The sequence below is a fragment of the Rhodococcus sp. BP-316 genome, from assembly GCF_019836105.1.
Classification (GTDB): Bacteria; Actinomycetota; Actinomycetes; order Mycobacteriales; family Mycobacteriaceae; genus Rhodococcoides.
In genome coordinates this window covers 46414-71797 of sequence record NZ_JABUEE010000005.1, presented here as the reverse complement: position 1 = coordinate 71797, position 25384 = coordinate 46414, and the positions used below count along the sequence as shown (strand labels likewise).

The following is a 25384-nucleotide window of genomic DNA, read 5'->3' as shown; positions in this document are numbered from 1 at the left end:
TAACCTCGTCGAACGTGAGCCTGGTACTTCTCCCCGCAGTCGATGTCGCCGATGGTCAAGCTGTTCGTCTCGTGCAGGGAGAGGCAGGCAGCGAGACCGCCTACGGCTCTCCGCGCGACGCCGCGCTGGCCTGGCAGAACGACGGCGCCGAGTGGGTGCATCTGGTGGATCTGGACGCCGCCTTCGGTCGCGGTTCGAACCGCGACCTCCTCGCGAGCGTGGTGGGGGAACTCGACGTGAAGGTCGAGCTGTCCGGTGGCATCCGCGACGACGAGAGCCTGCGGGCAGCGCTCGCGACGGGCTGTGCGCGCGTCAACCTCGGCACCGCCGCACTCGAGGATCCGGAATGGTGCCGCCGCGCCATCGGTGAGTACGGCGATCGTGTCGCCGTGGGACTGGACGTGCGCATCGTCGACGGTGAGCACCGCCTGCGCGGACGCGGCTGGGTGAGTGACGGCGGCGATCTGTGGGAGGTGCTGGAGCGGCTCGACCGCGACGGGTGCTCGCGGTACGTGGTCACCGACGTCACGCGGGACGGCACCCTCACCGGCCCCAATCTCGAACTGCTCGAACAGGTCTGCGCTGTCACCGAGGCGCCGGTCATCGCGTCCGGCGGAGTGTCCACCGTCGAGGATCTGGTCGCCATCGCCACGCTGACCGACAAGGGCGTCGAGGGTTCCATCGTCGGCAAGGCCCTCTACGCCGGCCGCTTCACGCTGCCGGAGGCCCTCGCCGCCGTCGCGGACAGCGCACCGTCGGCGACATGACCGCCGTGGACCTGGACGCTCTCGCGGCCACCGCGCGCACCCTGCTCGACGGCACCCACGAGCGGTTCGTCGCGGGCGCCGGCGCGCCCAGCGCCGTGGCCAAGGGGCCGGACGACTTCGCCACCGCGGTCGACCTCGAGCTCGAACGTCGGCTGGTCGAGGAACTGCAGGAGCAGACCCAGATCCCCGTGCACGGCGAGGAGTTCGGCGGGCCACCCGTCGAGTCCGGCACCGTGTGGGTACTCGATCCGATCGACGGGACCTTCAACTACTCGTTCGGGCTGCCCACGGCGGGCACACTGCTGTCGCTGCTCGTCGACGGGCGCCCGGTCATCGGCCTGACGTGGCTTCCCCTGATCGGCCAACGCTTCTGGGCGGTGGAGGGCGGACCCGTGCATCGTGACGGGGAGGCGCTCCCCGCGCTGCCCACCTCCGCACTCGCCTCCTCCATCGTCGGATTCGGTGCGTTCAACATCGACAGCCGCGGCCGGTTGCCCGGCGCCTACCGGGTGCAGGTGCTCTCGGACATCAGCCGCGTCTCCTCACGGATCCGCATGCACGGGTCGACCGGGCTGGACCTCGCGTACACCGCGGCGGGAACACTCGGTGCGTCGATCGTGTTCGGTCACCATGCGTGGGACAACGCCGCGGGAGCGATGCTGGTCCGCGCCGGCGGCGGGATCGTCACCGATCTGGCGGGCGAGCCGTGGACGGTGACCTCGACGTCGGTGCTCGCCGCAGCCCCCGGCGTGCACGAGGAACTGCTGCAGGTGCTCGCCGGAGTCGGCGAGCCGTCCACGTACACACCGACATCGCGCGCGCGGGAAGGAGTCCGGAGATGAGTGTCGCCGTACGCGTCATCCCGTGCCTGGACGTCGATGCCGGTCGCGTCGTCAAGGGTGTCAACTTCGCCGATCTGCGCGATGCGGGTGACCCGGTCGAGCTCGCCGCGAAGTACGACGCCGAAGGTGCCGACGAGCTGACCTTCCTCGACGTCACCGCGTCGTCCGGTGGGCGCGCCACGATGTTGGACGTCGTCACCCGCACCGCGGAGCAGGTGTTCATTCCCCTCACCGTCGGCGGCGGTGTCCGCACCGTGCAGGACGTGGACACGCTCCTGCGAGCGGGTGCCGACAAGGTGTCCGTCAACACAGCAGCGCTCGCGCGACCGGAGTTGTTGCGCGAGTTGAGCTCTCGATTCGGATCGCAGTGCATCGTGCTGTCGGTCGACGCCCGGACGGTGCCCGAGGGCGAGGCGCCGACGGCGTCCGGTTGGGAGGTGACCACGCACGGCGGCCGCCGCGGTACCGGCGTCGACGCCGTGGAGTGGGCACACCGCGGGGCCGATCTCGGGGTGGGCGAGATCCTGCTCAACTCGATGGACGCGGACGGCACGAAGGCCGGCTTCGACATCGCCATGATCACCGCTGTCCGCGCGGCCGTCCGGGTCCCGGTCATCGCCAGTGGCGGCGCCGGCGCCGTCGAGCACTTCGCGCCTGCCGTGGCCGCGGGTGCCGATGCCGTTCTCGCGGCCAGCGTCTTCCACTTCGGCGAGATGACCATCGGCGACGTCAAGGGCGCTCTGCGCGCGGACGGTGTGGAGGTTCGATGAGCGCCCCCGTTCTCGATCCGGCGATCGCCGATCGTCTCAAGCGCACCGACGACGGACTGGTGTGCGCCGTCGCGCAGGAACGCGGCACCGGTGACGTGCTCATGGTCGCGTGGATGGACGACACGGCCCTGGCCATGACGCTCGCGACGCGCAAGGGCACGTACTGGTCGCGGTCACGGCAGGAGTACTGGGTCAAGGGCGAGTCGTCCGGACACGCACAGTACGTCCACGAGGTCCGCCTCGACTGCGACGGTGACACGATCCTGCTGACGGTCGATCAGACCGGCGGCGCGTGCCACACCGGTGATCACTCGTGCTTCGACGCCGACGTGTTGCTGAGCGAGCCCCCGACCGCCTGAGTACCGGCGGTCAGCCACCGTCGTCGCGGGCGATGCCGGCGTCGAGGTTGGTGACCATGACCTCGGCGAGCGCCCGCATCGTCTCGACCTGCTCGTCGTCCAGCCCGTCGAACACGAGTGACCGCACCGTGGAGACGTGGCCGGGAGCCGTGGCGACCACCTTCGCGTACCCCTCGTCCGTGAGAACGGCGTGGGAGCCGCGGCCACCGCTGATGCTCTCCCGCCGGGCCCATCCGGCGCGCTCGAGCTTGGTCATCACGTGCGACAGCCGGGACAGCGACGCGTTGGCGAAGTCCGCGAGGTCACGCAGGCGCAGCCGTCGATCCGGAGCCTCGGACAGTGTCGCCATCACGAAGTAGTCGAAGTGCGTAAGACCGGAGTCACGCTGCAACTGGGTGTCCAGCGCGGCGGGCAACCGGGTCACGAAGGCGACCAGCACGCGCCAGGCGTCCTGCTGTGCCGGTGTGAGCCAGCGCATCTCGTCCGGCAGCGTCTCGGACGGCGGTGTCGCGGTCATCGGGTGCGCGTTCCTCTCCTCGTGCCGGATCACGACCGACCAGTTCGGTTTCCGACTCGTCGAGTGTCCCACCGCCCGCGCGACCACCGCGTTCGGCACCTCCCGAACCCGGCGGGACGACACCCGGGAAGATGACACCCATGGATTCGCAGAAGGACCCGGCACCCGGAACCACCACCCGGGAGCAGTTCCGCCAACTGGCCGCCGTCCATCGCGTGGTCCCCGTCGTCCGCAAGGTCCTCGCGGACTCCGAGACTCCGCTGTCGGCATACCGCAAGCTCGCCGGTGACAGGCCCGGTACGTTCCTGCTCGAATCGGCCGAGAACGGGCGCTCGTGGTCCCGGTGGTCGTTCATCGGTGCGGGCAGCCCCAGTGCACTCACGGTCGTGGACGGCGAGGCCGCCTGGATGGGGGAGACACCCGTGGGCGCCCCGTCGGGCGGGCATCCGCTCGACGCGCTCGGGGCCACCATCGAGCTGCTGCGGTCGGAGCGCTTGCCGGACCTGCCTCCGCTGACCGGCGGCATGGTGGGCTACCTCGGCTACGACGCGGTGCGCCACATCGAGCGGTTGCCCGAACTCACCGAGGACGATCTGCAGATCCCCGAGATGGTGATGCTTCTCGCGACCGATCTGGCCGCGGTGGACCACCACGAGGGCGCGATCACCCTCATCGCCAACGCGGTGAACTGGAACGGCACCGACGAGCGGGTCGACGAGGCATACGACGACGCGGTGGCGCGGCTCGACCGCATGACCGTCGCGCTGTCGTCCGCCGCGGAGTCCACCGTGTCGTCCTTCTCGCGACCCGAGCCACAGTTCCGGCGCCAGCGCACGTCCGAGGGGTTCGGCGCCGACGTGCACCGCCTGGTCGAGGAGATCGAGGCGGGCGAGGCGTTCCAGGTGGTGCTGTCACAGCGCTTCGAGATGGAGACCACCGCGTCGCCGCTGGACGTCTATCGCATGCTCCGACGCTCCAATCCCAGCCCGTACATGTACCTGATGCACGTCCCCGGCGCGGACGGGGAGACCGCGTTCTCGATCGTCGGGTCGAGCCCCGAATCGCTGGTGACGGTCGCCGACGGTCTCGCGACGACACACCCCATCGCCGGGACTCGGTGGCGCGGCGCCACCGAGGAGGACGACCTGTTGCTGGAGAAGGATCTCCTCGTCGACGAGAAGGAGAACTCCGAGCACCTCATGCTGGTGGACCTCGGTCGCAACGACCTCGGGCGCGTCTGCGAGCCGGGCACGGTCAAGGTCACCGAGTACCGCCACGTCGAGCGCTACAGCCACGTCATGCACCTGGTGTCGACGGTGACAGGTCGACTCGACGAGGGCCGGCACGCACTCGACGCCGTCCGCGCCTGTTTCCCGGCGGGCACGCTGTCGGGCGCTCCCAAGGTGCGGGCGATGGAGCTCATCGAGGAACTCGAACCGACCCGCCGCGGCGTCTACGGCGGCATCGTCGGATACCTCGACTTCGACGGGGACGCCGACACGGCGATCTGCATCCGCTCCGCCCTCATCAAGAACGGCACCGCGTACGTCCAGGCGGGTGCCGGCGTGGTGGCCGACTCGGTCGCCGAGTACGAGGACACCGAGGCGCGCAACAAGGCGATGGCGGTGCTCAGTGCGGTGGCCGCAGCGGAGACGGTGACCACCGTCGGAGGCGCCGAGTGAAGCGCGGGGGCGTCGGTCCCGCCGCGCTGCTCCTGGCTCTCGCGGCGCTGGCACTGTGGGCGTCGTCGCGGATGACCTGGGTCCGGGTGGTCAGCTCGGACGGGCTGGGGGAGCAGCAGACGTCCTCGCTCGTCGGGGGTACGTGGGCCGCGGCGACCACGCCGTTGGCCATCGCGGCCATCGCTGCGGTGGCGGCCCTGTTCGCGATCCGCGGACGGTGGACGGTGCTGCTCGCGGTGCTCGTCGCGCTCGTCGGTGTCGGAGCCGCCCTTCCCGCGGTGCAGTTGATCGTCTCGGGCGTGGCTCCGGAGCGCGCCGGCGCGCTGGCGGAACTGCCCGGTCGTGCAGAGGTCCTCTCCGCGGAGGCGAGCCGCGCGCCCGCCGCACTCGCGCTCCTGGGCGGTCTGCTCGCGCTGGCCGCCGCCGTGGTGGTGGCGCGGACGTCTCGTTCCAAGGCCGGCCTGTCGGCGCGGTACGACAGCCCCGCGGTGCGCCGTGAGCGCGCGGAACAAGACGTTCGGTCTGTCGCTGTGGACACGGACGAGGAACCGAGCGAGCGTGCCATCTGGGACGCGCTGGACTCCGGTGCCGACCCGACCGTGACCGACGACGCCGGCGGTGCCGACTATCGGCCCGGCGGCGGTGAGACCCGCTAGTCGGTGATGTTCCTCCGGCCTCTACTCTGAGCGCACCGGATGAGCAGCGCCACACATCCACTGCGATGTCGAGCAGACATTCACCACTCTGGCGGAAGGACGCGGGGGACACCGATGACCGTTCTCGATTCGATCCTCGACGGCGTACGGGCCGACACGCAGGCCCGTGAAGCCGTGCTGGACTTCGCCTCCGTGAAGAGGGCCGCCGCCGCCGCTCGGCCGGCGCTCGACGCCGCCGCCGCGCTCATCGAGCCGGGCATCGCCGTCATCGCAGAGGTCAAGCGCGCCAGCCCGTCCAAGGGTGCGCTGGCCGACATCCCGGACCCCGCCGTGCTCGCGAGTGCCTACGAGTCGGGCGGAGCGCGCGTCATCAGCGTGCTCACCGAGGAGCGCCGCTTCCACGGATCGCTGGACGATCTCGACGCGGTGCGTCGTGCCGTCGAGATCCCCGTGCTGCGCAAGGACTTCATCGTCGGGCCGTACCAGATCCACGAGGCTCGCGCCCACGGCGCCGACATGATCCTGCTGATCGTCGCGGCTCTGGAGCAGGACGCCCTCGCGTCCCTGCTCGACCGCACCGAGTCGCTCGGCATGACCCCGCTGGTGGAGGTGCACACGGAGGAGGAGGCGGACCGCGCCCTCGAGGCCGGCGCCAAGGTCATCGGCGTCAACGCCCGCAACCTCAAGACGCTCGAGGTCGACCCGGACACCTTCTCCCGCATCGCGCCGGGCCTGCCGTCGGACATCATCCGGGTCGCCGAGTCCGGTGTCCGCGGCACCGCCGATCTCCTGGCCTACGCCGGAGCGGGCGCCGACGCGGTTCTCGTCGGTGAGGGACTGGTCACCAGCGGCGACCCACGCTCAGCTGTGCGTGACCTGGTCGCAGCAGGAACGCACCCCTCCTGCCCGAAGCCCGCGCGCTGATTTCAGGCTCCACCCGGCTCGTCGTCCCGGTGTGTCATCGGGCAGACTCGACACCGTGACTACCAGCTATCTTCCGAACTCGAGCGACGGCATCACCGATCGCACCGATCACGACCCCGACCTCGGTGGACACTTCGGTAAGTACGGCGGCCGGTACGTGCCCGAGGCGCTCATGGGCGTCATCGAGGAAGTCACCACCGAGTACGCCAAGGCGCGCGGCGATCGAGACTTCCTCGACGAGCTCGATCGCCTGCAGCGCGACTACACCGGTCGCCCGTCGCCGATCTTCGAGGCGGCCAACCTGTCGAAGCAGGCAGGCGGAGCCCGCATCTTCCTCAAGCGCGAGGACCTGAACCACACCGGTTCGCACAAGATCAACAACGTGCTGGGCCAGGTGCTGCTCGCCAAGCGCATGGGCAAGACCCGCGTCATCGCCGAGACCGGCGCCGGTCAGCACGGCGTCGCCACGGCCACGGCCTGTGCGCTGCTCGGCCTCGAGTGCCTCGTCTACATGGGCGAGGTGGACACCGAGCGTCAGGCCCTCAACGTCGCCCGGATGAAGCTCCTCGGTTCCGACGTCGTCGCGGTGACGTCCGGCTCGCGCACCCTCAAGGACGCCATCAACGAGGCGCTGCGCGACTGGGTGACCAACGCGGACGAGACCTACTACTGCTTCGGCACCGTCGCCGGACCGCACCCGTTCCCCATGATGGTCCGCGATTTCCAGCGCATCATCGGCATGGAGGCGCGCGCGCAGATGCTGCACGATCACGGTCGTCTTCCCGACGCCATCGCCGCGTGCGTCGGTGGTGGGTCCAACGCCATCGGCATCTTCCACGCCTTCATCGACGACGCGGACGTCCGGCTGATCGGGTACGAGGCTGCCGGCGACGGAATCGAGACGGGTCGGCACGCCGCGACCATCGGTGCCGGCTCGCCCGGCGCCCTTCACGGCGCCTTCTCGTATCTTTTGCAGGACGAGGACGGGCAGACCATCGACTCGCATTCCATCTCCGCCGGGCTCGACTACCCGGGCGTCGGACCGGAGCACTCGTACCTCAACGACATCGGGCGAGCCGAGTACCGGCCGATCACCGACACGGAGGCCATGGAGGCCTTCACGCTGCTGTGCAAGACCGAGGGCATCATTCCGGCGATCGAGTCCGCGCACGCCATCGCGGGTGCCGTGAAGCTCGGTCGTGAACTCGGCGACGGCGCCATGATCCTGGTCAACCTCTCCGGTCGCGGAGACAAGGACGTCGACACCGCCGCGAAGTGGTTCGGCATCCTGGACGAGAAGGGCAACGTGACGTGAGCACCCCCACCCCCATCCCGGTGCACTCCGGCCCGTCGCGGTTGGGCCCTGTCTTCGACCACACCCGCGGTGAGCACCGCGCGGCCCTCGTCGGCTACCTGCCCGCCGGGTTCCCGACGGTGCCCGAGTCGATCGACGCCGTGCGCGCGCTCGTAAACAACGGCTGCGACATCATCGAGGTCGGCGTCCCGTACTCCGATCCCGTCATGGACGGCCCCACCATCGCGGCCGCCGCAGGGCGCGCCCTGGCCAACGGCGCCCGCGTCCGCGACGTCTTCACCGTGGTCGAGGCCATCGCCGACGCCGGTGGCAAGGCCGTCGTCATGACGTACTGGAACCCGGTCATGAAGTACGGCGTGACCGAGTTCGCCGCGAATCTCGCGTCGGCGGGCGGCCTCGGCATGATCACGCCGGACCTGATCCCCGACGAGGCCGGCGACTGGCTCGGCGCCTCCGAGGAGCACGGGCTCGATCGCATCTTCCTCGTCGCACCGTCGTCGACGGAGGAGCGTCTCTCGCGCACCGTGCAGTCGAGCAGCGGTTTCGTCTACGCCGCGTCGACCATGGGCGTGACGGGTGCCCGCGACGCGGTGTCGTCCGCCGCGCCCGCACTGGTGTCCCGCATCCGCGTTCACTCCGACATCCCCATCGGCATCGGCCTCGGGGTGCGATCCGGTGCCCAGGCCGCGGAGATCGCCGCGTACGCCGACGCCGTCATCGTCGGATCCGCGCTCGTCTCCGCCGTCGACCAGGGTGTCGGCGCCGTCTCCGCGCTCACCGCCGAACTCGCCGAGGGCGTGCGGTCGGCGAAGGCCGCGTCGTGATGCTCGCGGCGAACACCGCCGTGCTCGCCTACATCCCCAGTCCGCCGCAGGGCGTCTGGTACGTCGGGCCGCTCGCACTGCGGGCGTACGCCTTCTTCATCATCGTCGGCATCGTCGTCGCGATCGTGTGGGGCGACCGCCGCTGGGTCGCCCGCGGCGGCGACAAGGGGACCGTCCTCGACGTCGCCGTGTGGGCCGTGCCGTTCGGTCTCATCGGCGGCCGGGTCTACCACGTCATCACCGACGCGCCGACCTACTTCGGCGAGGGTGGCAACCCGATCGACGCCCTCAAGATCTGGCAGGGCGGTCTCGGCATCTGGGGCGCCGTCTTCCTGGGCGGTGTCGGTGCGTGGATCGCCTGCCGACGACGCGGGATCCCGCTCCCGGCCTTCGGCGACGCCGTCGCGCCGGGCATCCTCCTGGCGCAGGCCATCGGCCGCATCGGCAACTACTTCAACCAGGAGCTCTACGGGCGCGACACCACGCTGCCGTGGGGCCTCGAAGTCTACGAACGTGTGGATGCCAACGGCCGCGTCGACTCCCTGGCGGGTGTCTCCACGGGCGTCGTCGAGCGGGTCGTGCACCCGACGTTCCTCTACGAACTGCTGTGGAACGTCGTCGTCGTCGTGCTCCTGGTGCTGGTCGACCGTCGCTTCCGCCTCGGACACGGCCGCATCTTCGCCCTGTACGTCGCGGGCTACTGCGCCGGACGCTTCGTCATCGAACTGATGCGCAGCGATTTCGCCACCCTCATCGGCGGCATCCGCGTCAACTCGTTCACCTCCGGCATCGTCTTCCTGCTCGCGCTGGCGTACGTCGTCCTCGCACCCAAGGGACGTGAGGAACCGGCCGCTCTGCGCACCCGGACCGACGAGGTCGAGCAGAACGACGCGGTGACGGACGAGGCGGACGCTCCGGCGAAGGACGAGAACCGATCCACCGACGAGGTGACCACCCCGACGACGAGTGAGGACGAGGGACGTGACCGATCCGGACAAGCCTGACCTGACGAAGAAGTCGACCGGCTCGGACCCCGTGGGGTCCGACGACGTCACCGGGAGTACCCCTGGTCCCGGGTGGAACACCAACGCCAGTTTCGGCGAGGGTCCGGGCTCCGGCGCATACCCGTCCTACCCGTCGCCCGGGACGTACCCGGAGCCGTCGGCGGGCGACACGGCCGCCTTCGGGTACCCCGTCGGCGAGTACGGCTCCTGGAATCGCGAACCCGAGTCGACGGACTGGTCGGCACGTCCGGCCGCGGACACCCCCTACGCCCAGCCCCGGTACGGGCAGCAGCCCCAGTACGTGCAGCAGCCCCAGTACGGGCAGCAGCCCCAGTACGGGCAGCAGCCCCAGTACGGGCAGCAGCCCCAGTACGTGCAGCAGCCCCAGTACGTGCAGCAGTCGCAGTACGGGCAGCAGCCGTTCCCGGGTGGCTACGGCGTCGATCCGACGGCGCCGTTCGGTCGTGACATGGCGACGGGCGAACCGTTCGGTGACAAGTCGAAGGTGACTGCCGGCGTGCTGCAGCTGGCGCCGTTGCTCGTCGGTCTGCCGCTGGGCATCGGTCGGTTCTACATCGGCTCGACGGTTCTCGGCGTGGCGCAGCTCGTCTCGTTCATCGTGAGCGTCCTGCTGACCGTGACGATCATCGGTGCGTTGATCGGTGTCCCGCTCTACGCGGCCGTGTGGCTGTGGTGCCTCGTCGACGGCATCGTGATGCTCGCGAGCAAGGTTCGCGACGGGAACGGCCGACTTCTCAAACCCTGAACGACCTCCCGGTTAACTACTGGCCAGTAGCCCAATTGTCAGGACATAGAGGGGCGTCGTCGATAGGAATCGGGTCCGGCGGGGACTAGGCTTGCGCCCGTGACCCGACGGACGAAGATCGTATGCACCCTGGGACCGGCGACTGCCACCGACGAGAGAATCAAGGAACTCGTCGAGAGCGGAATGGATGTGGCTCGGCTGAATTTCAGCCACGGCGACTACCCCGACCACGAGGCGAACTACAAGCGGGTGCGTGCGGCCTCGAACGCCACCGGGAAGGCCGTGGGCATCCTCGCCGACCTGCAGGGTCCGAAGATCCGGCTCGGTCGGTTCAAGGAGGGCAAGACCACCTGGGCCAACGGTGAGCTGATCCGCATCACGGTCGAGGAGTGCGAGGGTTCGCACGATCGTGTCTCCACCACCTACAAGGAACTCGCGCAGGACGCCAAGGAAGGCGACCGCCTTCTCGTCGACGACGGCAAGGTCGGACTCGTCGTCACCGGTGTCGAGGGCAACGACGTCCTCTGCCGCGTAACCGAGGGCGGCCCCGTCAGCAACAACAAGGGTGTGTCCCTCCCCGGCATGGACGTGTCGGTTCCCGCCATGTCGGACAAGGACACCGAGGACCTCGAGTTCGCTCTGGCCCTGGGAGTCGACTTCATCGCACTGTCGTTCGTGCGGTCGCCGGCCGACGTCGAGCTGGTGCACGCGATCATGGACCGGGTGGGCCGCCGGGTCCCCGTCATCGCCAAGATCGAGAAGCCGGAAGCGGTCGACAACCTCGAGGCCATCGTCCTCGCGTTCGACGCGGTGATGGTCGCGCGTGGTGACCTCGGTGTCGAGCTCCCGCTCGAGCAGGTGCCGCTGGTGCAGAAGCGCGCCATCCAGATCGCGCGCGCCAACGCCAAGCCCGTCATCGTCGCCACGCAGATGCTCGAGTCGATGATCGAGAACTCGCGTCCCACCCGCGCGGAGGCGTCCGACGTCGCGAACGCGGTGCTCGACGGCACCGACGCCGTCATGCTGTCCGGCGAGACCTCCGTCGGCAAGTTCGTCATGGAGACGGTGCGCACGATGGCACGCATCGTGGAGACCGTCGAGATGGAGGGCGACGCGGTTCCGGCGCTCACCCACACTCCGCGCACCAAGCGCGGCGTCATCTCCTACGCGGCTCGCGACATCGGAGAGCGGCTCGACGCACGCGCTCTCGTCGCCTTCACGCAGTCCGGTGACACCGTGCGGCGCATGGCGCGTCTGCATTCGCGGCTGCCGCTGCTGGCCTTCACGTCCATCCCCGAGGTGCGCAGTCAGCTCGCTCTGACCTGGGGCACCGAGACGTTCCTGGTGCCGTTCGTCGACACCACCGACGGCATGGTGCGTGAGGTCGACAAGTCGTTGCTCGAGCTCGACCGTTATCACCGCGGCGACCAGGTCGTGATCGTCGCCGGTGCGCCTCCCGGCACTGTAGGCTCCACCAACTTGATCCACGTGCACCGAATCGGAGAAGAGGACCGGTAAGTGACCGAACTGGGGGGAACGGTCGACAGACCGGAATCGGCGCGTCGGGGGGACGCGCCGATCGCCACGGCGGGGCGCTCACGCGACCTCGACGTGTTGCTGGACATCCTCGACCTCACGGAGGTCGACGAGAACACCTACGTCGGCCGTCACCCGGCAGAGGTCGGGAGCAGAACGTTCGGCGGACAGCTGGTCGCCCAGGCGCTGGTCGCGGCCGGCCGCACCGTCAGCGGGGCGAGGCCGATCCACGCCATCAACGCACACTTCATTCGCGGCGGAGATGTCAAGCGAGACATCACTTTCCGCGTGGAGCGTCATCGCGACGGCCGCGCCTTCGCCAACCGTCAGGTGACGGCCTACCAGGGTGACGAGGAGCTGTTCGTCATGCTCGCCGCCTACCAGGACTCGCGCGGCGGCCTCGAGCACAGCGTCGAGTGGCCCGAGGTGGAGTACCCGGAATCGCTGCCGCCGCTGGGCAACCACTTCGACGGGTACGAGGACCGTCTGAAGATGTTCGTGGACGCGCTGAAGCCGATCGACATGCGGTACGCCAATGATCCGGCCTGGATCATGAAGGGCACCGGAGAACGGTCGAACCACAACAGGGTATGGATGAAGTCCGACGGACCGTTGCCCGACGATCCCGCTCTGCACGTCGCCACGATGGGATACGCGTCGGACACGACGGTGCTCGACTCGATCATCACCACACACGGTCTGTCCTGGGGTTTCGACCGCATCGTGGCCGCGACAGTGAACCATTCCATCTGGTTCCACCGTCCGTTCCGCTTCGACGAGTGGATGCTCTACGCCACCGAGTCGCCGGTCGCCGCGGGGTCCCGCGGACTGGCCACCGGCCGATTCTTCTCGCGCGGGGGAGAATTGGTGGCGACCGTGGTGCAGGAAGGGCTCATCCGCCATTTCCCGGCACGATGACGCGGTCGTCGGTCACCACGAAGACGTCGTCGAAGCGGTCGGTCCCGAACTCCGAGAGCAGGCCGGCGATGAATTTCGTTCCGGGCGCGCACTTCCCGCTGAGAATGCGGGAGACCGTGGCCGGGTCGACCCCGATGCGTTCGGCCAGTTGCCCGTCGGTCGTGATGTGAGCGAAGCGCCGTAGTCGTTCCAGCCCGTCGCGGTCCAGCTCGAGATTCGCCATCGATTCCCCCCGGTGATCGATCGTGTCGCGCTCGTTGCGCGCACGAGACGAAAGGTACACATGCACTGGCGGGCGGGCAATCGACACACTGCGCGTGAACTTGCGTCCGTGTCAGTAGTGTTCGCGCCATGGATCAGACGTCCGGGGTGGGGGAGACGTGGTGGGAGTATCTGAACCGCGTCACAGACAGAGCATCACAAGTGGAGATCGCGCGGGCTGCAGGGGTGGACCCCGCGTCGGTCTCGAGATGGAAACTGGGGAAGAACACGCCGAGTGCGGATCGCGTGATCGCGGTCGCACGGCACTTCGGTCGGAATCCGGTGGAGGCGCTCGTCGTCGCGCGCTACCTCGAGCCTCGAGAAGTCGACGCGTCGATCGAGTTGGCCGCCAGCGCCGCCGCGCTGACGGACGACGAGTTGATCACGGCCGTCCGACGTCGACTCGAGCTGGCGCGGGGCATGGTCGCATCGGGGTCACCGGTGAGCCACGACTGACCGGGGTGTTCAGGGCGTGCGCTCGTCGATGACGAAGATCGCGAGCGTCGCCGCCAACACTGCGGCCGGTATCCACGCGGCGCGGACGCCGACGGACCCGGTCGCGGCGGCGCCGGCGAGTGCGCCGAGGACGAACACGGCGATCACGGCGCTGTAGACACCGAACGCCCGTCGGCCGGCGGAGTCGCGGTCGACGATCGCAGCGAAGCCGGCCTCGGTCACGCGCATCAGATTTCCGGTCATCGCGATCGCGATGTAGTTGAGATCGCCGATGTTCCGGAACAGGGCGATCTGCAGCGCGGCGATGAACGAGATCGGCACGGTGACCAGCGCATTCGGCACCGTGGCGGGTACGAAGCCCACCACGGCGAGGATGGCTGCCTGCGCCGCGATGGACCACCGGATCGGCCGGTGCACTCGGCGTTCGGCGCGTCCCGTCTTGATGACGTTGGCGATCGAGACACCGACCACGAACGCGAGGATCGGCCAGAGGTGTTGGGCCGCGTCCCGCCAGTGCGTCCGCGACACCTCGATCGCCAGGAAGATGACGTTGCCCGTCTGCGCGTTGGCGAAGACGCCGCCTCGGCTGACGTAGGTGTAGGCATCGAGGAACCCGCTCGCAGCGGTGACGAGGAGCGCGAAGCGCAGACTAGAGGCCGTCGCGGTCACCGGTCTTCCCTCGCGACGATGCGCCAGGCGTCGACCTTCGCCGCCGTGCTCAGGGCGGCATGGGCAGGGCTGGTGGACGGCAGACGGAACGTCTCGACGGGCCGGGACAGCGCCACGTGGTGAGCGAACAGCCGCGCCGCCGCGGCGCCGTTGAACACGATGCGGTCCAGGGTGGGGTGGGCCGTGAGCAGCGCGTCGATGTCGTTCGGCACCACCGTGTCGCTCTCGATGGCCGAGTCGAGACTGCCCTCGCGAGTGCACAGTTCGAGAACGTCCCACACCGCAACGCCCGCGGCCGTGAGTGCGCGCACGCGCTCCGCGTAACCGGCATCCCCGGGTAGGTGGAAGAGGTGAGTCATGATGGGCCAGAACGCGTTCCGCGGATGGGCGTAATACTGCTCGGCTGTCAGCGACGCGACCCCCGGCATGGAACCGAGCACCAGCGTGTGCGGCGAGTCGCCGACGAGCGGGGCGAAGCCGTGCACCACCGTCATGCTGCGACACCGGCGACGACGAACAGCACCGACGCACCCAGTCCCGCGATCACGCGGACGTGGTTCCACCGGGTCCACCGAGTGAGGTACTCGGGCCACACGTCCTCCGCGGCAGCGAGCCGATCGTTGAGCGGCACGTTGACGGCGACGGTCACGCCGAGGCAGCCCGCGACGTAGAGCGCCGCCGCCGCTGCGACGAGAACGGCGGTTGTGCCAGGCTCGAGGAACGCGGTGACGGCGGCGAGGACCGATGCCGCCGCGGTACCGAACAGCAGGACCATGAAGACGGGAGCGACGATGACCACGTTCACGCGCGTCATCACCGCCGTGGCGGCGGACGCGGGCTGTACGCCCAGCGCCGGCATCACGGCGATGGAGAAGGCCAGCAGGACGCCGGCCACCGCAGCGGAACCGACACCCGCCGCGACGACGGCGGCGGAGAGCAGAACGGACACGACGGAGCCTTTCGATGATGCGGCGGTTCTGTCGTCCCATCAGATCACGGTGCCCACCGCCGGGGTCGTCCGATGATCGTCACGAGTGCCTTCTTCGCCGACTACGCGCGCCAGTCGGACCAGAAGCTCGACGTGCTCGGCGGCATCTGGGACTGGTGTGTGCTCCCGTCCCTCGCGCAGCCCGTCGAGGCCTACCTGGTGGTCCTGCTGCAGCGTGGCCCCGACGACGTGTCGGGTGAGCGGGTACGGGTGGAGATCACGGACGGCGAGGACGAGCCTCTGCACGTGTTCGAACTGCCCGTCGCCGGTCACCTCGAGGGGGAGCAGCAGGCTGTGGCGTTCCCGATCTCCTTCGCATGCCGACGGGTGGGGCGCCACGTTCTGCGCCTGACGACGGGGCCGGCCGATCCGGGATTCGCGCTCTCGCTGGACGTTCGATCGATGGCCTGAGCGGCTGCGGGGGAGATGTACTGGTGCCCTCGGTGAGACTCGAACTCACACTGCACGGGTTTTGAATCCGTTTCCTCTGCCAATTGGGATACGAGGGCGAACCGCTCGCGGGGCGAGCTGGTGCGGTCACCGAGTGTAGAAGATCGGTGCCGGATGCGGTGCACCGGTACCCTGACGACGGCCCGGGCGCAGCGTCGAGAACGGCGCCGCCGCGGGGGAGAAGTGCATCGAGGGAGGGCGAGTCAGCGTGAACACACCGGCACCGTCGCAGCCACGTCGTGTGGTGGTCGCGGAGGACGAGTCACTCATTCGGCTGGACCTCGTGGAGATGTTGCGCGAGGAGGGGTACGACGTCGTCGGCGAGGCCGCGGACGGTCAGGAAGCGGTGGACCTCGTCCGCGCCCTGGTTCCGGATCTGGTGATCATGGACGTGAAGATGCCGCGTCGAGACGGTATCGACGCGGCCTCCGAGATCGCCGCGGCTCGGTTGGCTCCGGTCGTGATCCTGACGGCCTTCAGCCAGCGCGAGCTCGTCGAGAGGGCCCGCGACGCCGGCGCCATGGCGTATCTGGTGAAGCCCTTCACGAAGGCGGACCTCGTGCCCGCCGTGGAACTGGCCGCCAGCCGGTTCACCGAGATCTCCGCGCTGGAGACCGAGATCGCGGATCTCCACGACCGCCTCGACACGCGCAAACTCATCGAGCGCGCCAAGGGTCTGCTGATGACGTCCCAGTCGCTCTCCGAGCCGGAGGCCTTCACGTGGATCCAGCGGGCCGCGATGGACCGCCGCACCACCATGAAAGCGGTCGCCTCCGTCGTCATCGAGACGCTCGGAGACGCCCCCGTCGCGTGACACCGAGTGCCGTGATCCGGCCTCGAAGACTGTGCCAGGCTACGGCTGCGTTAAAACTGGCTGCGTAGACGTCACAGTAAGGTCACAGGGCTTGTTCCACGGGTCGCGAACCGTCGGGGAGCGATAGGTTCTCCTTCACGAGCGTCACGGTATCGGGTGCGTGACGCACATATTTCTAGGAGACGACAGATGGCAAGACGAACCATCGTTCGGACGGCTGCGGTGGTGAGCGTCGCTTCGCTCGCCCTGTTCGGCTGTTCCTCGAGCGACGATTCGAGTTCCGGCAGCGAAACCAGCGCTGCCGGCGGCTCTTCCGCGGCTGCGGAGGCCACCGTGGACACCGACTGCACACCCGAGCAGGCAACTGCCGGCGCGACGCCGGTGACCACTCCGCTCAAGCTCGGCACACTGCTTCCCGAGACCGGTAGCCTCGCCTTCCTCGGCCCGCCCGAGGTCGCCGGCGTGCAGCTCGCCGTCAACGACGTCAACGGCGCCGGTGGCGTTCTCGACCAGCCGATGGAGCTCATCCCCGGCGACTCGGGCGACACCACCACGGACACCGCGAACAGCACCGTCGACCGCGAGCTCGCGGCCGGCGTCAGTGTCATCCTGGGTGCAGCGTCGTCCTCGGTGTCCCTCAAGGTCATCGACAAGATCGCCAGCGCCGGCGTCGTGCAGATCTCGCCGGCCAACACCTCCGACCAGTTCGTCTGCTACGCGGACAAGGGCCAGTACTTCCGCACGGCACCGACCGATGTGCTTCAGGCACAGGCGCTCTCGCAGCTCATCGCCGAGGACGGCGGCCAGCGCGTCTCCATCCTCGCGCTCAACGACCCGTACGGTACGGGCCTGGCGAGCAACACTGTCACCAACCTCGAGGACGCCGGCATCGCGTCCGACCAGATCCAGAAGATCATCTACGACCCCAACGCGCAGTCGTTCAACGCCGAGGTGGACCAGGTGAAGAACTTCAACCCGGACGCCGTCGCCATCATCGGCTTCGAGGAGTCGGCGAAGATCATCACCCGTATGCACGAGATCGGCATCGGACCGTCGGACGGCACCGCCGTCTACGGCGTCGACGGCAACATGGGCAACGCCCTCGGCGAGTCGGTCGGACCCGGCCTGCTCGACACCATGCGTGGCACCACGCCGCTCACCGACGTGGGCGCCGGTTTCCAGGACCGTCTCAAGGCCGTCAACCCGGCTCTGGTCGACTTCAACTACGCCGGTGAGTCCTACGACGCCGTCGTGATCTCCGCCCTGGCCGCGGAGCAGGCGAAGTCCACCGCGGGTGTCGACATCGCGGCGAACATCAACTCCGTCACCAAGGACGGAACGAAGTGCACCACGTTCCAGGAGTGCCTGCCGCTGGTGAAGGCCGGAACCGACATCGACTACGACGGTGTCACCGGTGAGCTCGCGTTCACCGACGGCGGCGAGCCGTCCGTCGGCTCGTACGGCAAGCTGGTCTTCGGACCGGACAACAAGCTCACCACCGAGGACTACATCGTCGTCGGCGGCTGATCTGCAGTAGCCCGGAACGGGCCCGACTCCACTGGAGTCGGGCCCGTTCTGCTGTCGTGAGGCTCGGCTGCTCCTCCCGCGAGTACGTCGACAGTGCTGTGAATACGGCTCGTTGCACGGCACTTCGGACGTACTCGCCGAGGGTGAGGGGCCGCAGACAGCGAGAAGGGCGCCCCGAGCGAACTCGGAGCGCCCCTGTCGGTGTGCGCGGGTACTACTTCTTCTCTTTGCTCCCCGCCAACGTGCCGAGGTACAGCTCGATGACCTTGGGGTCGTTCATCAGGTTCGTGCCGGTGTCGGTGTACGCATTCTTGCCCTGATCCAGCACGTAGCCGCGGTCACAGATCTGGAGGCACCGGCGAGCATTCTGCTCCACCATGATGATGGAGACGCCTGCCGCGTTGATCTTCTTGCAGCGAATGAACACCTCGTCCTGGAACATGGGGGACAGGCCCGCCGACGGCTCGTCGAGCAGCAGCACGGACGGTTCCATCATCAGGGCGCGGCCCATGGCCACCATCTGGCGCTCACCGCCGGACAGTGCGCCCGCCTTGATCTTGCGACGCTCGGAGAGCAGCGGGAACAGTTCGCTGACGAAGTCGAACCGCTCCTGGAACTTCTTCGGCCGCAGGTAGATCCCCATCTCGAGGTTCTCCTCGATGGTGAGCGAGGGGAACACGTTCTGCGTCTGCGGAACGTAGCCGACACCCTTGGTCACCAGCACGTGCGCCTCGGCGGACGTGATGGTGTCGCCGCGCAGCGTGACGGATCCGCTGCGGATCGGGATGAGACCGAAGAGTGCCTTGAGCAACGTCGACTTGCCGGCACCGTTGGGGCCGATGATGCCGACGATCTCGCCGTCGTTCAGATAGAAGTTGCAGTCCTTCAGGATGTTCACGCCGGGGATGTATCCGGCCACCAGGTCGTCGGCACGCACGAGCGCGTCGGTGGCCAGGCGGCGGTGTTCGTCCGGTGTCGCCGCGAATTCTGCTGCGGTGAGCCCGGTTCCCCCGGATGTGGTCGCTCCGGATTCGGTCATGTCGTGGTCCTCTTGTCCGTCCCGATCTCGGGTTCGGCCGCGGAGAGATCTCCGCCCGACTCGAGTGTCTCGACCTCGGCCTGCTCGAGCGCCTCGGCCAGTTCTGCCGTGGCGCCCACAGGATTTCCGTCGGCGTCGAACTCGAGCGCCTGATCGTGGTGGCTTCCCAGGTACGCGTCGACGACGGCCTCGTTGTCCGCCAACTGCGCGGGCGCGGACTCGGCGATGACGCTGCCCTGAGCCATGACCACGACCCAGTCACTGATGTCGCGGATCACGTCCATGTCGTGCTCGACGAAGACGACGGTCATGCCGTCGTCGCGCAGCGACTTGATGTGGCCCAGAAGGCTCTGCGTCAGTGCGGGATTGACGCCGGCCATGGGCTCGTCGAGCATGACGACGGCGGGATCGGTCATGAGCGCTCGCGCCATCTCGAGCAGCTTGCGCTGTCCGCCGGAGAGGGATCCCGCGAGGTCCTCGGACTTCGCGTCGAGTTTGAATCGCGCGAGCAGTTCCCGCGCACGCTCGGTCACCTCCCGCTCCTGCGCCTTCCACGTCCACGGCATGAGCGTGTTGAAGATCCGCTCACCCTTCTGTCCCGTGGCACCGAGCCGGACGTTGTCCAGGACGGTCAGCTTCGACAGTGCCTTCGTCAGCTGGAATGTCCGCACCACACCGTGGCGCGCCACCTGGTGCGGCGTCATCCTGCCCAGCGACTTGCCGTCCATCGACCAGGACCCGGTGTCCGGCTGGTCGAACCCGGTGAGCAGGTTGAACAAGGTCGTCTTGCCGGCGCCGTTCGGGCCGATCAGGCCGGTGATGCAGCCACGCTGGATCTCGAGGTGTGCCACGTCGACGGCCTTGAGGCCACCGAAGGTCCGGGACACGCCGTCGACCACCATGGTCGGGTCGGGCTTGGCGACGCCGGGGGTGTTCGCGACGTCGGCGAACAACGCCGCGCGCACCTCGGCGCTGAGCGGCTTGCGTGCCGCGATGGTGTTACTTGGCATCGAGCTGTACCTCCCGCTTGTTGCCCAGCAGTCCCTGCGGGCGGAAGATCATCAGCACCGCGATGAGGATGCCGAGGAGGACGAATCGTGTGGCGCCGACCTGCTGTTCGGTCATCGGAATGAGCGGGTCGTCGCCGGCGGCGGCCTGACGCAGCAGCACGTCGGGGATCGACAGGAAGAACCAGAAGAGCATGGCTCCGACGACCGGACCGAAGACCGTGGCCGCACCGCCGAGGATCAGTGCGCCGAAGGCGAAGAAGGTCTGCGCCGTCGAGTAGAAGTCGGGGTTGATCGACTTGGTCTGCAGAGCGTTGAACACGCCGCCCATACCGCCGATGACGCCACCGAGGACGAGGGCCTGCATCTTGTAGACGAAGACGTTCTTGCCCAGCGAGCGGGCGGCGTCCTCGTCCTCGCGCACCGCCTTGAGGACGCGTCCCCAGGGGCTGTGCGTGAGCAGGTACACGAGTCCGCACAGGATCAGCACCAGTGACCATCCGACCACCATGGCCCACAGGTCGTCGCCGTAGAACTTCACGCCGACGAACGAGTACTGCTTGCCCGAGTCGAACGGGCTGAGGTTGGTGAACGGATCGGCGAAACCGAAGAGGCCGTTGGTCGATCCGGTGACACCGTTCGACGCGGTGGACCGGAAGACCAGTCGCAGGATCTCCGACGCCGCGATGGTGACGATGGCGAGATAGTCCGCCCGCAGTCGCAGGGTGGGGATACCGAGCACGAGCGCGAGGAGACCGGCTGCCGCGAGTCCGACGAGGATGCCGAGCCACAGCGGCTGTTCGTACGTGATGGTCATGATGCCGACGCCGTATCCGCCCAGCAGGGCGAAGCCGATCTGACCGAAGTTGAGCAGTCCTGCGTAGCCGAAGTGCAGGTTCAGTCCGATGGCGAGAAGTGCGTAGAAGATCGCGGAGGGCCCGACGAGCTGGGCCAGCGATACCTGGATTGCTCCGATGATGTCCATGGTCAGCCGATCCTTTGCCGCGAGCCCAGGATGCCTTGCGGCCGGACGATGAGGATGACGATCAAGACGAGCAATCCTCCGATGTATTTGAGGTCGGGGTTGATCACGAGCGTCGACCACTGCACCAGCAGACCGACGATGACACAGCCGAGCAGGGCGCCGTACGCCGTACCGAGGCCACCGAGGGTGATGCCGGCGAACATGAGCAGGAGGAGCTTGAAGCCCATCTCCCACTGGACGCGTCCGCCGAGCTCGGAGAGCCCGAACAGCACGCCGCCCAGAGCGGCGAGACCGCCACCCATGCACCAGACGAAGGTCACGACGCGCTCGACGTTGATGCCGGACGACGCGGCGAGATCGCGGTTGTCGGCGACGGCGCGCATGGCCTTGCCGATACGGGTCTTCTGCAGCATGAGCGCGACGAGCACGAGCACCACGACGCTGATGACGATGCAGGCGAGGTTGACGTCGGTGATGGCGAACGGCCCCCACTCACGCTGCACCTGCGCCTGATAGTCCTTGTAGGGCTCGGCGCGGTCGGAGAAGAAGATGAGGATCAGGTACCGCAGGGCGATCGCGAGACCGATCGAGACGACGAGTTGGCCGATGAGGCCCGTCTTGCGTCTGCGCAGCGGTCTCCAGAGTCCGGCGTTGTTCGCCCAGCCGACCGCCACACCGACGATCACCGCCAGGACGGTCGCCGGGATCAGCTGGATCCCGAGCTTCTGGTTGAAGACCCATGCTGCGACGGCGCCGAGCGTGACCAACTCGCCGTGGGCGAAGTTGGTGAGCCCGGTGGTGCCGAAGATGAGGCTCAGACCGATCGCGGCGAGCGCGATGACCAGTCCGAAGCGCAGCCCGTCGATGGTGGTGCGCAGGAACTTCTCGTAGAACGGGACGACCGTGGCGCTGCGTTCCTCACCGAAACTGAAGATGACGGTGTTGGCGCGACCTGCCTCGACGGTGCGTTCGACGTCGCCCTGCACGGAGACACCGTCGGGCAGGGTCTCGGGGTCGACGCGGAACGTGTAACTGCCGGGTGAGACCGGAAGTGTCCATCGCCCACCGGTTTCCGACGTGGTGCGAGCCACCTCGGACTCTCCGGAGTCGAGGGCCACGACGTCGACGCCGACGAGGCGTTCACCGGCGTTGTTCAGGCTGCCGCTGACGTTCACCGCGTCGGCGGGTGGAGCGGAGTCGGACTCGGAGCCGCTCGCGGGTGGGGAGCTCGAGCTCGGAGTGGGGGACGGAGTGGGTTCCTGGGCCAGGGCCGTTCCACCGAAGGTGGCTGCGGCGATGAGGCCGAGGAGTACGACGACGAGCGCGCGGACGAGGGCGGCGGTGGCCGTCGTTCGTCCGGGCCGTCGAGGACTCGAGGGGGGCACGGGGGTCCTCTCGGACGGTCGACTAACGCCGAGGAATCTCGGCTCTGCTTGCAATTGTCGGACTCTATCGGGCTCCGGGTATCGAGAACGGCCGCTTCGATTTCTTCGATGTTTCAGTCTTGTTTCGAAGCGGTCGACCGCCGACCACGCCCGTGTCGGTACGCCTCCCTAGACTGACCTGCGTGAGTCCAGTAACCGAGTCCTCGCCCCTCCTGATGCTGATCGACGGTCACTCGGTGGCGTACCGCGCCTTCTACGCCCTGCCCGCCGAGAACTTCAAGACCACCAGCGGGCAGACCACCAACGCGGTGTACGGGTTCACCTCCATGCTCATCAATCTGCTGCGGGACGAGTCGCCCACGCACGTCGGCGCGGCCTTCGACGTCTCTCGTCAGACCTTCCGGGCGGACAAGTTCCCGGAGTATAAGGCCAATCGCATCAAGACGCCCGACGAGTTCGCGGGCCAGATCGACATCACCAAGGACGTCCTCGGAGCACTGGGCATCCCGGTGATGGCGGAGCCGGGCTTCGAGGCGGACGACATCATCGCCACCCTCACCACGCAGGCGGTCGCGGCGGGGTACCGGGTGCTGGTGGTCACCGGCGACCGGGACTCGCTGCAGTTGGTCAACGACCAGGTGACCGTCCTCTACCCGCGCAAGGGCGTCTCCGACCTGACGCGGTTCACGCCGGCGGAGGTCGAGAGCAAGTACGGACTCACCCCGGCCCAGTACCCGGACTTCGCGGCGCTGCGTGGAGACCCCAGCGACAATCTTCCCGGCATCCCGGGGGTGGGGGAGAAGACCGCCACCAAGTGGATCCGGGAGTACGGCAGCCTCGAGGACCTGGTCGACAAGGTCGACACCGTGCGCGGCAAGGTCGGCGACGCGCTGCGCGCCAATCTCTCCAGCGTCGTCCTCAATCGCCAGCTCACCGAGATGGTGCGCGACGTCCCTCTGCCGTACACACCGGATCAGCTGCAGCTGGCGCCGTGGGACCGCGAACGCGTGCACGCGCTGTTCGACGATCTCGAGTTCCGTGTGTTGCGCGATCGGCTCTTCGCCACCCTTTCGTCGACCGAGCCGGAGGCGGAGGAGGGCTTCGAGGTGCGGGGCCGCGCGCTCGAACCGGGCGAGCTCGCCGAGTGGCTCGAGGCGCACACGCAGGACGGTGTCCGCACCGGGCTCTCCGTCGTGGGGACGCGGTCCCCGTTCGACGGTGACGCGTCGGCCGTCGCGTTCGCGTCGGCGGACGGGGAGGGTGCCTACGTCGAGACCATCGGGCTCACCGCCGAGGACGAGCAGGCGCTCGCGGCCTGGTTCGCGAACGAGTCGCGGCCCAAGGCGCTCCACGAGGCCAAGTGGGCGTTGCATGCGCTGCGCGGTCGCGGATGGCCCGTCGCGGGGTTGACCAGCGACACCGCACTCGCGGCCTACCTGGTCCGACCGGGGCAGCGGAGCTTCGCGCTCGACGACCTGTCGCTGCGGTACCTCAAGCGCGAGTTGCGCATCGAGGACGCCGGCGACGCCCAGCTGTCCCTGCTCGACAGCGAGGACGAGACGCAGGCAGCGGTGGCCGAGGGGGAGATACTGCGAGCGCAGGCGGTGCTGGATCTCGCGGACGCGCTCGACCGTGAGCTCGACGAGATCGAGTCCGCGCCGCTGCTCTCGGACATGGAGCTGCCGCTGCTCGGCGTGCTCGCCACCGTCGAGAACACCGGTATCGCGATCGATCTCGATCATCTGCACGACCTGCAGAGCCAGTTCGCCGGGGAGGTGAGCGTCGCCGCCGAGGCGGCCTACGCGGTGATCGGCAAGCAGATCAACCTCGGGTCACCCAAGCAGTTGCAGGTGGTCCTGTTCGACGAGCTCGACATGCCCAAGACCAAGCGCACCAAGACCGGCTACACCACCGATGCCGAAGCGCTGCAGTCGATGTTCGAGAAGACCGAGCATCCCTTCCTCCGGCACCTACTCGATCACCGGGACGCCACGCGGCTCAAGGTGACGGTCGACGGTCTGCTCAAGTCGGTCAGCGACGACGGGCGCATCCACACCACGTTCAACCAGACCATCGCCGCGACGGGTCGGCTGTCCTCCACCGAGCCCAACCTGCAGAACATTCCGGTCAAGACGTCCGCGGGCCGTCGCATCAGGGAGGGCTTCGTCGTCGGCGAGGGTTACGACTCGCTGATGACGGCGGACTACAGCCAGATCGAGATGCGGATCATGGCGCACGTCTCCAAGGACGAGGGGCTCATCGAGGCCTTCAACACCGGCGAGGATCTGCACAGCTTCGTCGGGTCGCGCGCTTTCGGGGTGCCCATCGACGAGGTGACGCCGGAGTTGCGCCGCCGGGTCAAGGCGATGTCGTACGGACTGGCGTACGGGCTCAGTGCCTACGGCCTCTCCCAGCAGCTCAAGATCTCCACCGAGGAGGCCAAGGAGCAGATGGAGGCGTACTTCTCCCGGTTCGGTGGGGTGCGCGACTATCTGCACGAGGTCGTGGAGGCGGCGCGCAAGGTCGGCTACACCTCGACTCTCTACGGACGTCGCCGCTACCTGCCGGATCTGACGAGCGACAATCGTCAGCGCCGCGAGGTCGCCGAGCGCGCGGCCCTCAACGCCCCCATCCAGGGCACCGCGGCCGACATCATCAAGGTCGCGATGATCGACGTCCAGCTCGGACTGGTCGAGGCCGGGCTCACCTCGCGGATGCTCCTCCAGGTGCACGACGAACTGGTGCTCGAGGTCGTCGAGTCCGAACGCGCCGAGGTCGAGGCGTTGGTCCGAGACAAGATGGCGCACGCCATCGAGCTGTCGGTGCCGCTCGACGTCTCCGTGGGAACGGGTCGCACCTGGGACGACGCCGCACACTGAGGCGACCACACGACGACGACGGCGGGCGACGGAATCTCTTCCGT

General features: G+C 68.3%; 27 protein-coding genes and 1 tRNA gene. 18 read left to right on the top strand and 10 right to left on the bottom strand.

What is annotated here, in order from left to right:
- The first annotated feature begins 14 nt into the window (after window positions 1–14).
- The 4 genes from priA to hisI are packed head-to-tail and all read left to right on the top strand — an operon-like array spanning window position 15 to window position 2738.
- Complete coding sequence (gene priA / locus HQ312_RS11165) at window positions 15–767, top strand: bifunctional 1-(5-phosphoribosyl)-5-((5-phosphoribosylamino)methylideneamino)imidazole-4-carboxamide isomerase/phosphoribosylanthranilate isomerase PriA (protein WP_056448077.1); 753 nt, start codon at window positions 15–17, stop codon at window positions 765–767.
- Window positions 764–1609 (top strand): inositol monophosphatase family protein, encoded by an 846-nt coding sequence (locus HQ312_RS11160; protein WP_222638633.1) that lies wholly within the window; start codon window positions 764–766, stop codon window positions 1607–1609. The genes priA and HQ312_RS11160 overlap by 4 nt, the downstream gene beginning before the upstream one ends.
- Complete coding sequence (gene hisF, locus HQ312_RS11155) at window positions 1606–2379, top strand: imidazole glycerol phosphate synthase subunit HisF (protein WP_222638632.1); 774 nt, start codon at window positions 1606–1608, stop codon at window positions 2377–2379. The genes HQ312_RS11160 and hisF overlap by 4 nt, the downstream gene beginning before the upstream one ends.
- Window positions 2376–2738, top strand: a complete 363-nt coding sequence (gene hisI, locus HQ312_RS11150) for a phosphoribosyl-AMP cyclohydrolase (protein ID WP_056447928.1) — start codon at window positions 2376–2378, stop codon at window positions 2736–2738. The genes hisF and hisI overlap by 4 nt, the downstream gene beginning before the upstream one ends.
- A gap of 10 nt (window positions 2739–2748) precedes the next feature.
- On the opposite strand, the gene HQ312_RS11145 is transcribed toward hisI, so the two are convergent.
- The gene (locus HQ312_RS11145) at window positions 2749–3255 is read right to left on the bottom strand and encodes a MarR family winged helix-turn-helix transcriptional regulator (RefSeq protein WP_222638631.1); all 507 of its coding nucleotides are present in this window, start codon (window positions 3253–3255) and stop codon (window positions 2749–2751) included.
- A 140-nt stretch (window positions 3256–3395) separates the two neighbouring features.
- Here HQ312_RS11145 and HQ312_RS11140 point away from each other — a divergent pair, with 140 nt between their 5' ends.
- From HQ312_RS11140 to HQ312_RS11100, 9 genes are all read left to right on the top strand, one after another.
- Window positions 3396–4937, top strand: a complete 1542-nt coding sequence (locus HQ312_RS11140) for an anthranilate synthase component I (protein WP_261782244.1) — start codon at window positions 3396–3398, stop codon at window positions 4935–4937.
- Entirely contained in the window at window positions 4934–5593 is a 660-nt protein-coding gene (locus tag HQ312_RS11135; protein WP_222638629.1) for a TIGR02234 family membrane protein, read from the top strand. Before HQ312_RS11140 ends, HQ312_RS11135 begins: the two co-directional genes overlap by 4 nt.
- A 114-nt stretch (window positions 5594–5707) precedes the next feature.
- Entirely contained in the window at window positions 5708–6517 is an 810-nt protein-coding gene (gene trpC / locus HQ312_RS11130) for an indole-3-glycerol phosphate synthase TrpC (protein ID WP_222628595.1), read from the top strand.
- A gap of 55 nt (window positions 6518–6572) precedes the next feature.
- Window positions 6573–7832: a tryptophan synthase subunit beta gene (gene trpB, locus HQ312_RS11125; RefSeq protein WP_027506783.1), complete on the top strand. Its 1260-nt coding sequence runs from the start codon at window positions 6573–6575 to the stop codon at window positions 7830–7832.
- Between the two features lie 20 nt (window positions 7833–7852).
- Window positions 7853–8656, top strand: coding sequence for a tryptophan synthase subunit alpha (gene trpA, locus HQ312_RS11120; protein WP_374198297.1), 804 nt, complete (start codon window positions 7853–7855; stop codon window positions 8654–8656).
- Window positions 8656–9660, top strand: coding sequence for a prolipoprotein diacylglyceryl transferase (gene lgt / locus HQ312_RS11115; protein ID WP_222629192.1), 1005 nt, complete (start codon window positions 8656–8658; stop codon window positions 9658–9660). The genes trpA and lgt overlap by 1 nt, the downstream gene beginning before the upstream one ends.
- A complete protein-coding gene (locus HQ312_RS11110; RefSeq protein WP_222638628.1) occupies window positions 9638–10426 on the top strand; it encodes a TM2 domain-containing protein in 789 nt (262 codons plus the stop codon). Before lgt ends, HQ312_RS11110 begins: the two co-directional genes overlap by 23 nt.
- A gap of 99 nt (window positions 10427–10525) precedes the next feature.
- A complete protein-coding gene (gene pyk, locus HQ312_RS11105) occupies window positions 10526–11944 on the top strand; it encodes a pyruvate kinase (protein ID WP_222628600.1) in 1419 nt (472 codons plus the stop codon).
- 60 nt (window positions 11945–12004) lie between these two features.
- Complete coding sequence (locus tag HQ312_RS11100; RefSeq protein ID WP_027506779.1) at window positions 12005–12880, top strand: acyl-CoA thioesterase II; 876 nt, start codon at window positions 12005–12007, stop codon at window positions 12878–12880.
- On the opposite strand, the gene HQ312_RS11095 is transcribed toward HQ312_RS11100, so the two are convergent.
- The gene (locus tag HQ312_RS11095; protein ID WP_027506778.1) at window positions 12855–13103 is read right to left on the bottom strand and encodes a helix-turn-helix transcriptional regulator; all 249 of its coding nucleotides are present in this window, start codon (window positions 13101–13103) and stop codon (window positions 12855–12857) included. The genes HQ312_RS11100 and HQ312_RS11095 overlap by 26 nt on opposite strands.
- A 128-nt stretch (window positions 13104–13231) precedes the next feature.
- On the opposite strand from HQ312_RS11095, the gene HQ312_RS11090 reads away from it, so the two are divergent.
- Window positions 13232–13597, top strand: coding sequence for a helix-turn-helix transcriptional regulator (locus tag HQ312_RS11090; protein ID WP_082544652.1), 366 nt, complete (start codon window positions 13232–13234; stop codon window positions 13595–13597).
- 9 nt (window positions 13598–13606) lie between these two features.
- Here the strand turns inward: HQ312_RS11090 and HQ312_RS11085 are convergent, their stop codons facing one another.
- Genes HQ312_RS11085 through HQ312_RS11075 form a run of 3 tightly spaced genes read right to left on the bottom strand, consistent with a single transcriptional unit; the run spans window position 13607 to window position 15215 of the window.
- On the bottom strand, window positions 13607–14266 hold the full coding sequence (locus HQ312_RS11085) for a YoaK family protein (protein ID WP_056447941.1): 660 nt from the start codon (window positions 14264–14266) through the stop codon (window positions 13607–13609).
- Window positions 14263–14760 (bottom strand): DNA-deoxyinosine glycosylase, encoded by a 498-nt coding sequence (locus tag HQ312_RS11080; RefSeq protein ID WP_222638627.1) that lies wholly within the window; start codon window positions 14758–14760, stop codon window positions 14263–14265. Before HQ312_RS11080 ends, HQ312_RS11085 begins: the two co-directional genes overlap by 4 nt.
- Complete coding sequence (locus tag HQ312_RS11075) at window positions 14757–15215, bottom strand: anthrone oxygenase family protein (RefSeq protein ID WP_308123873.1); 459 nt, start codon at window positions 15213–15215, stop codon at window positions 14757–14759. The genes HQ312_RS11080 and HQ312_RS11075 overlap by 4 nt, the downstream gene beginning before the upstream one ends.
- A gap of 72 nt (window positions 15216–15287) precedes the next feature.
- On the opposite strand from HQ312_RS11075, the gene HQ312_RS11070 reads away from it, so the two are divergent.
- Window positions 15288–15665, top strand: a complete 378-nt coding sequence (locus tag HQ312_RS11070) for a hypothetical protein (protein WP_222638626.1) — start codon at window positions 15288–15290, stop codon at window positions 15663–15665.
- 21 nt (window positions 15666–15686) lie between these two features.
- Here the strand turns inward: HQ312_RS11070 and HQ312_RS11065 are convergent.
- A tRNA-Leu gene (locus HQ312_RS11065) sits at window positions 15687–15763 on the bottom strand.
- Between the two features lie 149 nt (window positions 15764–15912).
- On the opposite strand from HQ312_RS11065, the gene HQ312_RS11060 reads away from it, so the two are divergent.
- Both HQ312_RS11060 and HQ312_RS11055 read left to right on the top strand, forming a co-directional pair.
- Window positions 15913–16518 carry an ANTAR domain-containing response regulator gene (locus tag HQ312_RS11060; RefSeq protein WP_027506773.1) on the top strand — a complete coding sequence of 202 codons (606 nt, stop codon included), beginning with the start codon at window positions 15913–15915 and terminating at the stop codon, window positions 16516–16518.
- 189 nt (window positions 16519–16707) lie between these two features.
- Complete coding sequence (locus HQ312_RS11055) at window positions 16708–18045, top strand: ABC transporter substrate-binding protein (protein ID WP_027506772.1); 1338 nt, start codon at window positions 16708–16710, stop codon at window positions 18043–18045.
- A 214-nt stretch (window positions 18046–18259) separates the two neighbouring features.
- Here the strand turns inward: HQ312_RS11055 and HQ312_RS11050 are convergent, their stop codons facing one another.
- From HQ312_RS11050 to HQ312_RS11035, 4 genes are read right to left on the bottom strand one after another with little or no spacing between them, the layout of a single operon-like run.
- A complete protein-coding gene (locus HQ312_RS11050) occupies window positions 18260–19084 on the bottom strand; it encodes an ABC transporter ATP-binding protein (protein WP_027506771.1) in 825 nt (274 codons plus the stop codon).
- Window positions 19081–20094, bottom strand: coding sequence for an ABC transporter ATP-binding protein (locus HQ312_RS11045; RefSeq protein WP_027506770.1), 1014 nt, complete (start codon window positions 20092–20094; stop codon window positions 19081–19083). The genes HQ312_RS11050 and HQ312_RS11045 overlap by 4 nt, the downstream gene beginning before the upstream one ends.
- Complete coding sequence (locus tag HQ312_RS11040) at window positions 20084–21076, bottom strand: branched-chain amino acid ABC transporter permease (protein ID WP_027506769.1); 993 nt, start codon at window positions 21074–21076, stop codon at window positions 20084–20086. The genes HQ312_RS11045 and HQ312_RS11040 overlap by 11 nt, the downstream gene beginning before the upstream one ends.
- A gap of 2 nt (window positions 21077–21078) precedes the next feature.
- On the bottom strand, window positions 21079–22461 hold the full coding sequence (locus HQ312_RS11035) for a branched-chain amino acid ABC transporter permease (RefSeq protein WP_027506768.1): 1383 nt from the start codon (window positions 22459–22461) through the stop codon (window positions 21079–21081).
- A 215-nt stretch (window positions 22462–22676) separates the two neighbouring features.
- On the opposite strand from HQ312_RS11035, the gene polA reads away from it, so the two are divergent.
- Complete coding sequence (gene polA / locus HQ312_RS11030; protein ID WP_056447950.1) at window positions 22677–25340, top strand: DNA polymerase I; 2664 nt, start codon at window positions 22677–22679, stop codon at window positions 25338–25340.
- The last annotated feature ends 44 nt before the right edge of the window (window positions 25341–25384 follow it).

Coding starts and splice junctions, on each gene's coding strand:
- lgt (WP_222629192.1), top strand. CDS start 8,656: ATGCTCGCGGCGAACACCGCCGTGCTCGCCTACATCCCCAGTCCGCCG.
- HQ312_RS11040 (WP_027506769.1), bottom strand. CDS start 21,076: ATGGACATCATCGGAGCAATCCAGGTATCGCTGGCCCAGCTCGTCGGG.
- trpC (WP_222628595.1), top strand. CDS start 5,708: ATGACCGTTCTCGATTCGATCCTCGACGGCGTACGGGCCGACACGCAG.
- hisF (WP_222638632.1), top strand. CDS start 1,606: ATGAGTGTCGCCGTACGCGTCATCCCGTGCCTGGACGTCGATGCCGGT.
- HQ312_RS11045 (WP_027506770.1), bottom strand. CDS start 20,094: ATGCCAAGTAACACCATCGCGGCACGCAAGCCGCTCAGCGCCGAGGTG.
- HQ312_RS11140 (WP_261782244.1), top strand. CDS start 3,396: ATGGATTCGCAGAAGGACCCGGCACCCGGAACCACCACCCGGGAGCAG.
- HQ312_RS11145 (WP_222638631.1), bottom strand. CDS start 3,255: ATGACCGCGACACCGCCGTCCGAGACGCTGCCGGACGAGATGCGCTGG.
- HQ312_RS11080 (WP_222638627.1), bottom strand. CDS start 14,760: ATGACGGTGGTGCACGGCTTCGCCCCGCTCGTCGGCGACTCGCCGCAC.
- HQ312_RS11095 (WP_027506778.1), bottom strand. CDS start 13,103: ATGGCGAATCTCGAGCTGGACCGCGACGGGCTGGAACGACTACGGCGC.
- polA (WP_056447950.1), top strand. CDS start 22,677: ATGCTGATCGACGGTCACTCGGTGGCGTACCGCGCCTTCTACGCCCTG.
- hisI (WP_056447928.1), top strand. CDS start 2,376: ATGAGCGCCCCCGTTCTCGATCCGGCGATCGCCGATCGTCTCAAGCGC.
- HQ312_RS11050 (WP_027506771.1), bottom strand. CDS start 19,084: ATGACCGAATCCGGAGCGACCACATCCGGGGGAACCGGGCTCACCGCA.
- HQ312_RS11055 (WP_027506772.1), top strand. CDS start 16,708: ATGGCAAGACGAACCATCGTTCGGACGGCTGCGGTGGTGAGCGTCGCT.
- HQ312_RS11160 (WP_222638633.1), top strand. CDS start 764: ATGACCGCCGTGGACCTGGACGCTCTCGCGGCCACCGCGCGCACCCTG.
- HQ312_RS11070 (WP_222638626.1), top strand. CDS start 15,288: ATGATCGTCACGAGTGCCTTCTTCGCCGACTACGCGCGCCAGTCGGAC.
- HQ312_RS11090 (WP_082544652.1), top strand. CDS start 13,232: ATGGATCAGACGTCCGGGGTGGGGGAGACGTGGTGGGAGTATCTGAAC.